Below are 14,840 nucleotides of genomic sequence, written 5' to 3' on the forward strand. Positions count from 1 at the left end.
AGTATAGTTCTTTAAAGTCAAATTCAGATTACTACAGCAATCTGGATTTTCAACAAAAGCTCCCCTTATATTTTTGAATTGCTAAATATTTTTACTTTGAAAATCCCTGTATCTAAATGTATAATTATATAAAAACAAAAATATAGGAGCTATATTTATGGATAAAGTACTTACAAATTATAAACATTACTTAAAAAATTGGAGATTTATATTTATTTGCATACTACCTGCTATTGCCTTATTCGTTACTTTCGATGTCATCTTTGAACTACTGTTTCATCAAAATTTCTACTTATCTAACTTAATTTCTGCTATCATATTATTTTTAATATTTATTAACGTTAAAGATAAATTTAAAATTAAAGGCTAAAAAACACTATTTCAAAATAGACCTTTATTATTGCATCCTACTATAAAATAAGGCTCATAGTAGATTTTCATAAAAAAATAAGAGCACCCTGCAATTGGCTGCTCTTATGTGATTAGAGGTTTTTTCTGAGTATTAAGTAGGACACGAAGATCTTGTCCTACTACATAATATATGCTTGTACTTATTATTTCGTGCATGTATTAAGCACCATGTTCAGGTACTTAATATATGCATAGTCATTGCTAAAAAATATACTCAAATATTCACTGTACAATTTCATATTTATAAATTAAAAAACATCCTCAATGGATGTTTTTTATCTAACGATTTTAAGCTTCCATAAACTTAGCCGGTACACCAATTTTTTCAACTACAGAAGATATATTAGTAGGATTAATCATTACATTTTCAATACATACTAATTTATTTTCTAATATCCCATTCTCTGTAGTAATAAGTTCTTCAAACCGATCTAAAGTCATTGAGAATTTATGTTCACTTCCACCATTCATACTAACTTTTACATACTTCATAGTGTCACCGCCTTTCATAATAATTTACCTTTCGACAAGAAGGCGCTTACATCCTTTTTATTTACTCTTAGATTTCTCACGTTTACATATATTTTGAGAACGGAAACTACTATTATTCACTCACAAAATTATTGCTAATAAAAAAGATAAAGATAAAAATGCACAAAGTGGAATATATAAACCGGTATCCATTCTTGCAAAGTGCGTATCTTTTTGGCGTTTAAAGATACCAAAATAGTTAAATTCACCAATTACTCTAATAGAAAAGACGATCATACAAATCCAGGAACCGACTTGAATAATAACATTAGGAACTGCAAAATGAACAATATTTGCTTGTTGCAACAAAATTATTGCTGCCATACTTAATAATAATGCAATGAACAATGTCATTCCGGCGCGAGGTGTAAACGCCTTTTCCCCTGATTTAGTTGGAATAACACTATTTGTCCCCCAATTACCTCCGAAAGCCCAATATACATGTAAAAAGCTAACTAAGAATAATATACAAGCAGATATATATGTAATGATAAGCATTTTATCCTCCCCTTATTTCATTTTGGTTCCTACCTATAAAATATGCTGTTCCCCTCCGCAATAGCAACCTTCATTTCATTACATAAAAAAACCGTAATGATTTATCAATATTAAGATAAGTCATTACGGGGTTATTAAACTTCATTATGCATTATACCTATTTCTTCGGCGTTCCATCCTTGTTTGACCTTGAACTGCATTTTCTTTGTATGGATCTATTTGCTCTGTCATTTCATATGTTGCAACTGGTTCATCGTACTTATACTCATGGTTCTTTTCTGCCATTTTACTTTTAGATTCTTTCCCACCAAACTTAAATAGTTTCATCTTTAATTTCGGCAATCTTGGAAGTCTAATCTTAATTGATAATCTTTTGCGTTTCTTTTTTGGTCCAAGTAGATTTATATTTTCTTTATTATTATCTTTCTCTTTGCGGTGAATGAACATCGCAAGTAATCCTCCTACTACAAGTCCTCCAATTAATAGTAATATATATACATAATGGCTTGTCATTAAACTCGTTATGCGTTCAAGTATGACTAACGACTGTACTTCTTTTATATCCCATAGTAAAGCGGCCCATAATGAGAATAAGCCCAAAGTAAGTCCATATGTACGAAAACGGAATAAACATGGAATTAACGCGACACATGCAGCAATTTTTGCATTTGTTATGATTGAACTTGTTGAAATATCCTGATGCCAAATAACTAACAGTAATGTTATAAATGGCGCATACGCTATCCAGCTGCATATACGTGAATACATCTTTTTAGCAAAATAACTACCGAAACTAGTAAAAAATAAAAGCCCTCCAATATATATAGATTGTTCTAGAGGGATTTGCTTTGTAAGTCCTGCAATTGGAAAGAGGCCGCTCAATAGCATTAAGAGCACATCTAATTTCTTCACAATTCCCCATTCCTTTCAAATTTTTTCAATTAATAAAAATCTTTTTCCATATGATATAGTTTTTGTATTTCTAAAAAACATATTAATCCTGTCTGCACATAAAGTAAATATGTAAACGAAAAGATACTTGACAAAGGATATCCTTATTTACATAAAAAAATGACAAATCCTGATCGATATAACGAGCAGGATTTGTTTACTAGTATTTAAAGTAGAGTAATTGAATCTTTCTTTTCTACCTTTACTACATCTACATCCAATTCATCATCAAATTCTTTAAACTCTCTTGCATCTATGTCAGTAATATAAGTCTTCATTACTTTTTCCATATGTACGGAATATGTCATGTGTACATTCTTTTTCGAAAGCATACTAGAATTACAGCACATGTAATGTATCATTTTAGCGATATAATCCCTTTCTACAGGTTTTACACCCAATGGTAAAATTTCAAGTATATATCGCTGAAAAATCCCACTACAATTAAGTGAATATTCACCAGTGCTATAATACATCCCTTTTTGATCTGCATATAAGCCAATGCTATCTAGAGCATCATCCCGCTCTATTACACCGTAACTTGGTACATCAAAACCTGTATTTATTCTAATAATATTTAAATTTGGAACCTTTAAGACCTCTGGAACAATATCAGGTAAAATATCTATATTAATTTCTTTATTTTGTAACTCTTTTATCCAATATTTTCTCAAATTTGCATCTACAATGAAGTAAACTTGTTCATTTTGTTCTTTTGCATATTGTACAATTTCCACTAATGTTTCGAAAACATATTGTTTAAAAAGAGCCCCCATATCATTTCTCTTTGATGGTTGTGGTAAAAATGCATTATGTTTATTTATATTTAATAATACGTAATCAATCGTTTGCCACTCTGTACTCCCATATAATTTATATAAAATTTCTTTTCCTTTTATTTTTGAAAAAATAGGTAAGAAATCGAATTTCGATATTCGTTCAATTGATAAACTAACATATGTACAAGGTAAATTTATCTTATTCCAACTACGCTTCAAAAATCCTTTTTGTTCTAATAGACTAAAAACACTATTTACAATTGTTTTACGAGATACATTTTGTCCTATAAATAAATTAATAAATGTTGAAATACGGTTTGTTCTTGCAAATCCCTCTCTAATGATTTGTTTTGGATCAATTTTTTCGCGTCCATCACAATTTTTCATTGCGATTAATGCTAATGTCGCATCACTGCGCTCACCCGCGGTAGCATAGACAGCTTTCTTAACATCATCTACAAGATTTGTTTTATATTTTTGGCAATATTGCATTTTATATGGATTTTGTAACACCTTTTCAATATTGTATCTCACAATCTTTAATAACACCGGAAAATCTGTATTCAATACATAAGAATTTTCACCAACTTTAGTCAAAACAATTTTGCTATCAAGTAATGCTTGTTCTATTTCCAGCGCTATATTTTCAGACCAAACTTCTAATGTTAATGTCTCTAATCCTTTTGGTGCAAATAAAGGAAATAATTCATTTTTGTTATTTGTTGCTACCTTTTTACATTCTGGAAGTATTGTGAAATAAGAGAATTTACGCTGAAATTCTTTAAATAAATACTCTCTTTCCTTTACTGTTATACCCGGTTCTATTTTAGTACCTCGAACTTTATAAATTCTCTCATTGTATGGAAATAACACCCTTTTATTTTCCCCTACAATATAATCTTTCGGATATTGGAGAATATGGTCTAAATCCACCTCTCCCCCTATTTGAAAATCATCTTTTAAATTTCTAAATATCTTAATCCATTTCATGCCGGTTGTAGCTTGTTGTATTTTTAGTTTTACAAACCGTATTTTTTTATTATTTGACGCAAACTCTGAGGTAGAAATCAATATCATGCCTCGTTTTCGTCTTAAAAGTAAAGGAATATCTGGATGATTATATTCTTGATATTAAGACTGTTTTTATGAGCATTTCGTATAAGTATGATGTAACTGATTAAAGCTATTTTCAAAGACGACATATCGGCGATAATTTATGTCTATTCTGTATAAGTGTTAGCAAGTTCGTTTGCAAACTTGTTAGCACTTTTTTAAAACATAAACCAGAGGAGATTCATACTATTTAGTAACAATGTAAAATTGAATTTATCAAGGATAAACCATTTAACAATTAGTTTGCAGCACTGAATGATTTACAAAAGAATCCCCATCGATACACTACGAATAAAAATAATCAGCTAATCGAGGGAATATAATTATTTTTATTTAATTCGCACTTGTACTTCTTGTTCTTGTATTACTTGAATGATTAACTCCAATACAATATTTTGTATTAACTGATGCTCATTATCATGAAGTGTACTTTGTTCTGATATGTATTGAATACATTGATATATATACCCTTCTACCAATAAGCTCCCTTTTTCAACTGTAAGTGTATTTTGCCCATTCTTTTTTACCTTTGGTATTAAAAATTCGGTTTTTGTCAAAATAATCTCCTGTTCAACCTCTTTTATTCCTATGACTTTTTCTTTAAATACAACCTTTTCTCGTAAACTAATTTCACCTTTATATCTTCCTATTTCTATTGGTAGTTTCGCTGTAATAAAATTATTTACGTCTTCCCCATTTTCACTCTCTAATATTATACTGTGAATAGGAATCCATGAAGATGCCTCTACCTTATTCTCTTCTTTATTCCCTTTATTTTTTTTGTTATATAATTCAAAATGAACTCTCTTCTCATGAAGATTTAAAGAAACTAATTTACAATAACTATCCGAATGATATTGTTGCACTGTATTTAATAACTTACAATCTAATTCACGCCCTTCTACACCTTTTTCATTCCTAAATACAAATGCTTCTTGATTTTTTACATTTATTTTTGGAAATATTTTAAAACTATTTACTTCTGAAAAAATAGAAAATGGTGTTTTGACCACCAGTGAGCGTATTAAAGGCCCTATTTGTGATCCAGTCGCTTGACCTTCTTCCTTTAATTCAGGTGGTACTTCTTCTTTTTTACCTCTTTTTTCGTGTGAATTATCTTGTATATTCAGGTTTTTATACTTGTAAATTTCATCCCATATTCCCTTACCAATCCATGGATTTTTCATCACCATCCCCCCGTCTGATGAAATTCAAAAAATTTGTTTTTTGTATGTGACCATTTCATCATTATATATGTTGTATAAAAATAAAAAGAAATTGTCTTTGTTAAAAAGACAATTTCTTTTTATTTTTATAGTGCTACTTGTACTTGTTGTACTTGTAAAACTTTTAAAGTAAGATCTAGTACAATTTTTTCACGAAGCGTATCAAATGGTTCGTTTAGCTCTGTAGAACAAGGTGAAAAGTCTAATTCAAAAAATTGAGCGCTTACTAATTCACAATATGGTTGTTCGTTATAAAAAACTGCATTTTCAAAGAAATATTTGTCTAGACGTGGTAAATCACCGTTTTTAGGATTTATAAAATGAGAAGTAGTGTCCGAAGAAGAAGCTACTAAAGCTAATGATAGAAAATCACCTTCTGTCAGATCTGCAAAACCAGAAAATGGAACATTTGCAATACGATCGTATAGAACTCCATTACACTCGTTATTTGCATATTCAATATTTTTACGAATATAGCCTTGTACAAATAATTTTGCTCTTGTAACTCGTCGGTAAGGTGTACCTGGTACTGGTACAAATGCTACAGGCACTAACTTACATTGTGTTAAAAATACGTTTTTTAATATGCGTTTAATTTCAACTGCTGGAGGCTCTAATGAAATATCGGACTCTACAACAATTTGAAGCGTTCTTTCAGCTAATACAACTGGAATCTTTACAATGGGTGCTCCTGGAGTAACAATTGGTGTTGCAGTCTCATCACTTAATGGTGTTTGGGTTTGCCCTGCTACCTGACATGGTACATTAATTGGACATTGTTCGCTCATGTTTTATGCTCCTCTTTTTATAAGATTTTAGAGTTTACAAAATTTTCAAACTCATAATACCTGTATATGTCTTTCTTCTATTAATGTTTGGGTTCTATAGTAGTCTCTTTAATCATTATCATTAAGTTGGTATAATCTAATCATTTTTATTGAAAATTCAGAAAATTAATGTTTTTAGATAGATACTAGATTATAGTAATTAAAAAGCTGACTAATTATTTTCAGCTTTTTAATTACTTTACATACACATAGGCTTCATTTGCTGTTACATAGTATGTTTTACTTTTCAAACTTTACATATTCACTAGAAATCCATTGATCGCCGCCAACATTATACCAACCGTCACTATATCCCCACGCTTGATATTTTTCACCTTGGTACACATTTTTCACGATGCCATAGTTAGTTCCTGGACCAGTACGAACGCGTAACACATCAGCAGTAATAGTTACTACACCGATGCCATCATTTGAAGATTTAGAAGGTGCTGTTGCATTTTCTCCTGTATAACGAATGTATGATGAATCATTATATACCCACTGATCACCACCCAAGTTTAACCACCCATTTGACTCACCCCATACTTGGTAGCATTCCCCTTTACCTAACTTACGAATAACTGCATATCCAGTTCCAGGTCCTTTTCGTAAATTCACGTTATCGCCGTTAATATAAGCAACTTTTGTACCATCAATTGAAGGTGGAGTAGGTTTTTGCATTACTGGATTATTACTTCCGTTATATGCATTTTGGACTCTTTCAATAAAGCTATTCCAACGTCCTTCTGCTAACATACGATGAGGACAATACTTTCCACTCCATGATTGATGTGTGCGAACTTTACTAATTGGAATATTGTACTGTTTCATTAGTTGAGCTACAACGATAGCTGCATTATCTTCTGCTTTATAATATCGATCTCCACCACTTAAAGAGTAACAGATTTCAACTCCAATAGATTTACGATTTCCGTTACCACCACCATCACCGCAATGCCAAGCATTACGTTCTAAAGGAATTCCTTGTACAGCTTCTTTATCATCTACCGCAATATGAAACGAGACTTGATTATCATTACGAATCATATATGCTACTTCATTTGCTGCTGTAGCATCGTTATAAGTATTGTGGACAGTAATGAATTCTGGATTCATTGTATAAGGGCACTTAGTACCATATTTGCTTGCATCAACTAAATTTTTTCTAATTTCCATTATTGAACATCTCCCTTTTTCTCTTCTTGTTTTTGTTTACCACCTAAAATTTCAACTGCATTTGTTAAAGCTTGTGGCAACGGAATACCCATTCGACCAGCATTTTCTAAAAGTGAAAGTAATTCATTACCCATGAAGAAGAAAATTGTTGCTTCTCGAATAGCACTATTGCTTCCAAGTGCCACATCTAGCTGGGTCGCCACTCCAACCAAAAGAAAAAGCACCACCTTTTTGGCGATGCCTTTGAAGCCAACTTTACTTTTTAGCTCTCCGTTATATCCTGCTGCGACTACTCCTGTGATATAGTCGATAGCTGCCATGATTACTAGAACTTTCAATGTTGCATCCCATCCTCCCAAGAAATACCCACAGAAGCCACCAAAAGTAGCTATAAATGTTTTCAGTAATACATCAATACGATCCACATTCTTTCCTCCTTTTCATAATAAAAAAGACCAGCTATTGCTGCTCTTGCTCTGTTTGTGTGTTATTTTCATTGGTTGGTGTTGGCGGTTCTTGAGATGGATAATTCCCTGTAAGTGATGTATAACACTCTAAACAAATATTCTTTTTCGCAAACCCCATATCCAGTGCGTACAGACGAGCTCCACGTTTACATATTTCGCATCTTGTTGCAATACGGAAATATATCGTGCCATCCGTTTCCCCCCACACCTCTACTTTATTCGCACCATATAAACCGGCATTGTTTAGCATATCAAAAGGAATTCGCACAAATACTCCGTTTTCGTTTCTTTCTGAATCTACTAACCTACCAGCAAACGGAGCGCCTTGCCCCGCTTGTAAGGGATAACCTTGTAAGTCTTTGTAATCATCCATATATTTTCCTCCTAAACGTTAGGTAGCTTGTACCATTGTCCTCCCATTCCCATAAAATAAAACCCATAGCCTTGACCGCCATCAAAGAAACGAATGGATCCAGCTTGGCCCATTTTATTACGCCCTAAATTTATTCCCTGCGTTAGAATAGATTGATTTATGAATACATCCTTTTCTGTACTTATATCAAAGGTCTGCCCATGAGCACCTGGACCTATGTTGTTATTTACGCTGCCTATAGCAATTCTATTAAACGGTTGAAGACCATCAGCCCTTTCTGCTGCCGCACGATCCCAGTTATACATGCAAGCATAGTTACCACTAACCAATGTTATCCCTGAAACACAAACAGCTCTACCCGCAGAAACTTGTGCATTTGCAGCTGTAACTTTAACTACAATCATATGTTCTTGTGGATTGTAATTGTTAGGAACGGTAAATGTGAAATTATACCTTCTAATTTCACCATAAAATGTAGATGGCTCTGGAAAATCTTTATATATTTCGTGCCAAATTTTATAACTCACTTCATCCAATGGCGTAACAAAGCATACCTGCAATCGTGGTTTTGCTGTTACGCGTACACCATTAATCTGTGCGGTTCTATAATGGGCTGATAATGTATAAGAGTTTCCTGGATGAATCCCGTTTTGAACTTTTGTTTCTGGATAATTATACGTGTCAACCCGGACTGCATTTACCATTTGTTCATAGTTAAATATAAAAGTGTTATTTTCTATCACTACACCGTTTCCTTGTACTTTCCAAGGTAGACCATACCCAGTACCAAACCCCTGATAATTTTGGTTACCTATGTTCAATTTTGGAACACTAGAAAAATCGTGATCTGCTATTAAATTTCGTTTTGGCATAACGGTTGTTTTCGTTCCCCATTCATCTTCAAAAAGGAAGTCTAACATTTTAACAGTAACGCCGTTTTTATCGATGGTAATTTTATCGCCATTAACTTTGATAAGATTCGTATCAATACCCTTTGCGGTTAACCATTGCACCATTGTGTCTGCGTTAATATCTAGTTTTGCAGCATTAATTGTAATTTTGCCAGGGGACATATTGATGGCAGTGACAATGCCGTCCTTTAAAATCTGCGCTATAATTCCTTCGTCTAACACTTCTAACCTTGATTCCGTTTTCTTTACATAGGCATTATAAGTCTCATTTATAAATGTTTCTTGTTTTTCAGAGATGATTGAAACGCCTTTTTCATTAGCACTAATACCTCTTTCTAATTCTGTAACTTTTTTAGTGTAATCTTCAGTTGCTATCTTATCGGTCAATTCTTCCATGATTTTATCTTTATCTACAATATCAACAGGGTTCTCCATAAATGAAGAAGGTTTATCACCAATTTGTAGCATGGGTTGTGCCATCCATAGACGACCATTTTTACGAACCCAAAACAGCACTTTAACTTTTTTTGTGCCTTCGATTAATAGCCCTACCACATGTGTACGAATCCATGTGCCTTGTGAAATAGTTATTTCTTGCAAGTAACTTTTAATCATTTTATTGTTTACATCGTAACATTGGAGCTCGATAGCAGCTCCAGCATCTATACTAGCTTTGTTATCTGTATAAAAGTAAGCAGAGAAAACATAATTCCATCCAGGACCAGCGTTTATATAATCGTGCGATGCTCCTTTATACAAATTGCTCGCATTACCTGTAGTAATTACACTAAGTGAATTGCATCCCTTATAAGTAACTTGTGTATCTCTTGCTGCGTTTGAAGTTAATTGCCAATATTTCGTGTCGTTCTTCCACAAGACATTGCGTAAAACCGTTTGGTTACCAATTCCACCAACGTAATCTTCAACATCTTTCATTTTTAATTGCAATTCCAATGCTTTACTATGTTGTTCTATCTTTGAAGTAGCCTCACTAAGCGTCTTCCCTTGCTGAGTTTGTATTTCTTGTACTTTACCGACGCTTTGTGAAATACTATCTGCGTTTTTCTCTACTGTTGTTACTCGTTTATCAAATCCCGTTTGATTTTGTTCAACCTTAGTTATATTTTCTTTTATACCATCCACACTTTTTTCAATTTCGGTTGTTCTCTTGGTGAATTCATCGGTTGTTACTTGATCTTCAGGCGCTGGTGTCCATCCAGTAGCTTTATTTCCTTTTTCAAGTTTAAAATTTTGAATAATGATTTTTGTTGTTTTAGCATCTATTCCCCAAAATTCCAGTCTCGCTTGTCCTGTGTTATTAAGCTGTTCTGTAATTTTTGTAGTGTACGTAACTCGTTGGAATTGGTCCGTAATTCCTGTGAATATTTGTCTAACGAATGTATATTTAGGCGAACCGTTTTCGCCATAAAACTGAACGCGACCTGCCGTTTTATCCGTTGTTATAATTTTTACATCGAAGCTAAAAGTTACGGTTTTGTCTACTAATTCACTAAAGATTTGATTTAAGTTATTCTTAAATACTCCATAAGCTGAATTTGAAGATAATTGCGTCGTTTCCCAATATTTCGTATCTGATATTAAATTACGTACTCCAATTTCTTGTTCATTGAAGTTCTTTTCTACACTTGTTAACTTCTCGCTAATTTTACCTGCTTGCGCCTTTATTTCAGTTGTGACTTTGATAAAATCGTTACTGTCTGCCTGATCTTCAGGCGCAGGTCTCCACGGATAAACTTTTTTAGTTAGGGATAGCATAGGTGAAGTTTGTTGGTATAAAGCACCTTTAGGTATTGATTCAGCTTCGAATCTATATACAATATTGGGATCAGTGGCATCAGATCCGACTAGAATTGTTACTGAAACCCTTTTCCATTCTCCATTAACTGTTGTTTTACCAGCACTGTTAGGAAAGAATACTTGTGTAGATTCCCCGCCTATCATTCTAGCTGTTACAGAAAATGTTACAGTGTCGCCAATTTTTATTTTCCCACGCTTAATTAATTCACTGGGTTTTACGGCGATACCTTGCCATTCTGTATCTGTTTGCGCGATAGCATTCCCATTGTACGTGTCCTTAATAACAGATAAGTGAGCACCTTTTAAAGATAATTCTTCGTTAGCTGTTAACGTCTTAGTTCCTCTTACAAGGTTAATAACATCACCATCAAGGTTATTCACATTATTTTCGATTCGTTCGATGGTTTGCTTTGTTCCATTTGCATCTTGTTCCACTTGATTTAACTTTTGGATTGTTTGCGATGACGTTTTGTTGATTTGCTCGATTGAACTGGATATACCGTTAATATTTTGTTCTGTCTTTACTACACGATCGGTAATTCCGCTTTGATCTTTTTTGATATCAGATACAGTATTTTTTAATCCTTCGACACCTTTTGAAGTTTCAACAATCGTTCGGCTCATACTTTCTTGAGTACCTTGTAAACTTTTGATTGTCTCTTTTGTTCCCTTGTCACTTTCTTCAAGCGTCTTAGTTACCTGACTGACTCTTTCTTGTTCCCCTTTAACAGCATCGAAGTCTTTTTGTAAATTATCCGCTTTCGTTTCAGCTTCTTTAACCCTAGCATCTAGCTTTTCTGCACTAGCATTAATCTCTTTTGTCACATGCTCCAACGTATCGTTCTTAATTGCTTCCACATCAGGAATAAGGAGCTCCCAATCTTTACCGTTCCACACTTTTAAAATACCAGGTTTACCATTGCTAATATCTCGCCATAATGTTTTACCTACTATAAGATTATCGGTCGGTGGATTTTTAGCTTCAATGATATTTACCGTATTATTTTTTAGGTTTTCCTGGACCTTTTCAGCAAGTTTCTTGGCTGTTTGAGATTCTTTTTGAGCTTGTTCGGCTGTCCCTTTTGCTTCCTCTGCTAATTTTTCTAGTTGTTCCAATAATTCTTTATTGGCTTTATTACCCAAAGAAGCAAGTACTCTATTGTAGAGTTTTCGCATTTCTTCATTCGGATCAGTCATTTCACGATAATCACCAAATACATATTTATCTTGTGAAGGGTCTGTAAATGACTCATCGCCAGCGATTGCACGAGCTTCTAGATATAGTTCAGGAGTAAAACCTGTATCTTTAATTCGGATTGTGTCCCCTTCATTAATCAGCTCGTGAGCTAATCCGAATACACGACCTATACTTTGTGCTTGAACATCGTAAGAAATAGAGGAATTTATCCGTTTGGCTAATTCTGTTTTCATAAGAGTCATTAAACGTTTCGGTGTTATATCGCCTTCTGTTTCTGGTGTATAAAAGCCAAATTTATGTTGACCACGTTCGTTCCATCGTTGGAAAGCATCACTGTCCACAAGATAAGGCATACCGTCATTTATGTCGGTGATTGTAATAAACCCTTCCCCTTCTTTTTTGGAGAAACCAAGCAATGCTGTACAAATGTTTTGTGAGTTCTCAACACGTTTAATTCCCACTAAATCTTTGCCAAGTGTTACTTCTTTCCTTGTTTCTTGACCGCGTTTCTTTACCATGTCCACATAGCGACTGACAATTTGGGAACCAACTACTTCAGCACGGTATTGGATTTCTAACTCGAACAAAGAAGCGATATCTTTTAAAAATTTCAGTGGATCTATGAATTCATCAATTGTCATTGTGTGGAAACCAGCGTATTCTGTTCTTCCTCTTTTCCATTTCGTACCTACAAGAGCCATATCAATAAACTCATTTACTGTTTTACCTTCCACCTTCTGTGGAGTAATAATGCCAGCTTTCGCAAGTTGAATCCATTCACCAGATGCATAAGCAATGACTGATCTATCATTAGAATCCTTTTCGGTTTCAGTAATAACATATGGAACGATACGCCCGTCACGCACTTCTTTTAATACTAAATTTTGCTGCATGAGTGTAGCTGCATGTTCTGTATTATCAAACACTTTAAATTCTAATGTATCTATGTTGTTCTTAATTTCCCAATGTCGTTTATCATCCCAATAATCTTTTGTTTGTATATTAGAAACGATTTGACTCGTTTTAAAATCAACAACATGTAATGTTCCGCTTGGTGTTCTCATCTAAATCGCTCCCTATACGTTATTTTGGCTATCCCTACATCAGAAGGCATAATCTCAAGTTTGTTCGTTCCTTTTTGAATAACGGGATAATCGCTGAATATATCTTTTAAATTTATAGCTTTTTTACCATTGATTGATACAAGGCTTCGCTCGGTATCAATAACTACTTTATCGCCAACATCAAAAATATAAGGCGGATTATCTTGGGTATTCATATTAACTTTCCAAATTTTCAAGTCATCAATGCTCATGTCTGTACAAAACATGTTATCTGAAAATTGACTGATGCTTATTTGAACTTGTGCCACTTTGTCCATATTCATATTGTTTTCATCTTCCCACACGACAAAGCGCTCTGAATCATCCTTTTCGGTATTCCATAAAAACTTAGAAATATAAGCTTCCCACCTATTGCCGGTACGTGCTAACCATAATCGACCACGATATTGATTCCATGTAGTAGGATGATCTCCAGGTTCATTTATAAGCACTCGCTCGCCGTTTGGTTTCTTTTTGTTACCAAGCTTAGCGAACCCTGTATTCTGTTCTGCTTGCCAATGAACATCATTCATAGAAATACGAGCTACATAGTCGCTATTTTCATTTAATAAACCTATTTCAACACGCCCCATTTGATCGGGGTGAGAGCTTCTTAACCCAACATACGCCTGCATAATAAAATCTTGTAGTGGGCCTTGTGGGATGTTCTTTTTAGCTATGCAACCATGCCATCCTTTTATATTTGTTTCACCTAAATAAACCGGAACTAGGCGTGAGCCTGCATCCACTTTAAAAGCCCCGCCCCCTACCATATCTTCTGCATTCGGAACATCCGTCCATCCTATAGTGGTAGACATTTCATCCCACATTACCCGCTGATTTCTTTCGACAGGTATCTGATTTACGCTAAGCGGCCATCCGATACGAAAATAATTGTCTCCATTCCATACATCAAGAAATGTGGAAGGATTCGTTACTTCAACTTCTATAATTGGATTGGATTCTACACTGCCTTTGTTTTGAACATTTGCTATTAACCCGCTTGCACCTGTTTGAAAATCTACTGTTCGAGTAGGGCCTAATTTATATGGCATTGGACAAATGAACTTAATTGTCCCTATTCCAAGTGTTACAAATTCATCTGGATCAAAGCTATCTTCCACAACTGCTAAATATGTTCTATTTGGTTCCATATCAAAAATAAGTTCTGCTGGTTGGCCTGTGATTAACCATTCTGCAATTTCTTCTTTCATAGTTTCCAAATCTGAACCCTCAGGAACTATAATTCCTACAGGAATAGATAAAACACGCATTTCCGTTTGGGTGTTTAATAGTCTTGCTCCTGTATATCCTGGGACACTTAGAAAATTCCTTTTCACCGGTGCCCACGCTGGTCTTTTCCATCCCTTTTCTATTTGAACAAAATTTTTGCGTATGTTGTTAAATGTAAAAGAACTCATACTGTCACCCCATTTCTTTATAAAATAAAAGAAACCC

General features: G+C 34.0%; 12 protein-coding genes. 1 reads left to right on the plus strand and 11 read right to left on the minus strand.

Annotated elements, in window-relative coordinates:
- The first annotated feature begins 157 nt into the window (after positions 1 to 157).
- Positions 158 to 370, plus strand: coding sequence for a hypothetical protein (locus HMAS_RS11320; protein WP_000362067.1), 213 nt, complete (start codon positions 158 to 160; stop codon positions 368 to 370).
- A 329-nt stretch (positions 371 to 699) separates the two neighbouring features.
- Here HMAS_RS11320 and HMAS_RS11325 read toward each other — a convergent pair whose 3' ends face one another.
- The 11 genes from HMAS_RS11325 to HMAS_RS11380 all read right to left on the minus strand — a co-directional run bounded on the left by HMAS_RS11325 (position 700) and on the right by HMAS_RS11380 (position 14,803).
- Positions 700 to 903, minus strand: a complete 204-nt coding sequence (locus tag HMAS_RS11325) for a hypothetical protein (protein WP_000878369.1) — start codon at positions 901 to 903, stop codon at positions 700 to 702.
- 120 nt (positions 904 to 1,023) lie between these two features.
- Positions 1,024 to 1,440 carry a DUF3995 domain-containing protein gene (locus tag HMAS_RS11330; RefSeq protein WP_000905571.1) on the minus strand — a complete coding sequence of 139 codons (417 nt, stop codon included), beginning with the start codon at positions 1,438 to 1,440 and terminating at the stop codon, positions 1,024 to 1,026.
- A 144-nt stretch (positions 1,441 to 1,584) separates the two neighbouring features.
- A complete protein-coding gene (locus tag HMAS_RS11335; RefSeq protein WP_044307542.1) occupies positions 1,585 to 2,352 on the minus strand; it encodes a DUF3959 family protein in 768 nt (255 codons plus the stop codon).
- 206 nt (positions 2,353 to 2,558) lie between these two features.
- Positions 2,559 to 4,241 (minus strand): RNaseH domain-containing protein, encoded by a 1,683-nt coding sequence (locus HMAS_RS11340; RefSeq protein WP_116344820.1) that lies wholly within the window; start codon positions 4,239 to 4,241, stop codon positions 2,559 to 2,561.
- Positions 4,242 to 4,612: 371 nt separating this feature from the next.
- Positions 4,613 to 5,470: a BC_2427 family protein gene (locus tag HMAS_RS11345; protein ID WP_116344821.1), complete on the minus strand. Its 858-nt coding sequence runs from the start codon at positions 5,468 to 5,470 to the stop codon at positions 4,613 to 4,615.
- Positions 5,471 to 5,595: 125 nt separating this feature from the next.
- Complete coding sequence (locus HMAS_RS11355; RefSeq protein ID WP_001294984.1) at positions 5,596 to 6,297, minus strand: CsxC family protein; 702 nt, start codon at positions 6,295 to 6,297, stop codon at positions 5,596 to 5,598.
- A gap of 279 nt (positions 6,298 to 6,576) precedes the next feature.
- Positions 6,577 to 7,512: an N-acetylmuramoyl-L-alanine amidase gene (locus HMAS_RS11360; protein WP_116344822.1), complete on the minus strand. Its 936-nt coding sequence runs from the start codon at positions 7,510 to 7,512 to the stop codon at positions 6,577 to 6,579.
- On the minus strand, positions 7,512 to 7,937 hold the full coding sequence (locus tag HMAS_RS11365; RefSeq protein ID WP_000373890.1) for a phage holin family protein: 426 nt from the start codon (positions 7,935 to 7,937) through the stop codon (positions 7,512 to 7,514). The genes HMAS_RS11360 and HMAS_RS11365 overlap by 1 nt, the downstream gene beginning before the upstream one ends.
- Before the next feature lie 34 nt (positions 7,938 to 7,971).
- Positions 7,972 to 8,352: a hypothetical protein gene (locus HMAS_RS11370; RefSeq protein ID WP_086385679.1), complete on the minus strand. Its 381-nt coding sequence runs from the start codon at positions 8,350 to 8,352 to the stop codon at positions 7,972 to 7,974.
- Between the two features lie 11 nt (positions 8,353 to 8,363).
- On the minus strand, positions 8,364 to 13,343 hold the full coding sequence (locus tag HMAS_RS11375; RefSeq protein WP_116344823.1) for a phage tail spike protein: 4,980 nt from the start codon (positions 13,341 to 13,343) through the stop codon (positions 8,364 to 8,366).
- Complete coding sequence (locus HMAS_RS11380; protein ID WP_116344824.1) at positions 13,340 to 14,803, minus strand: distal tail protein Dit; 1,464 nt, start codon at positions 14,801 to 14,803, stop codon at positions 13,340 to 13,342. The genes HMAS_RS11375 and HMAS_RS11380 overlap by 4 nt, the downstream gene beginning before the upstream one ends.
- Positions 14,804 to 14,840: the final 37 nt, after the last annotated feature.

Source organism: Bacillus sp. HMA207, assembly GCF_003402455.1.
GTDB classification, from domain to species: domain Bacteria; phylum Bacillota; class Bacilli; order Bacillales; family Bacillaceae_G; genus Bacillus_A; species Bacillus_A cereus.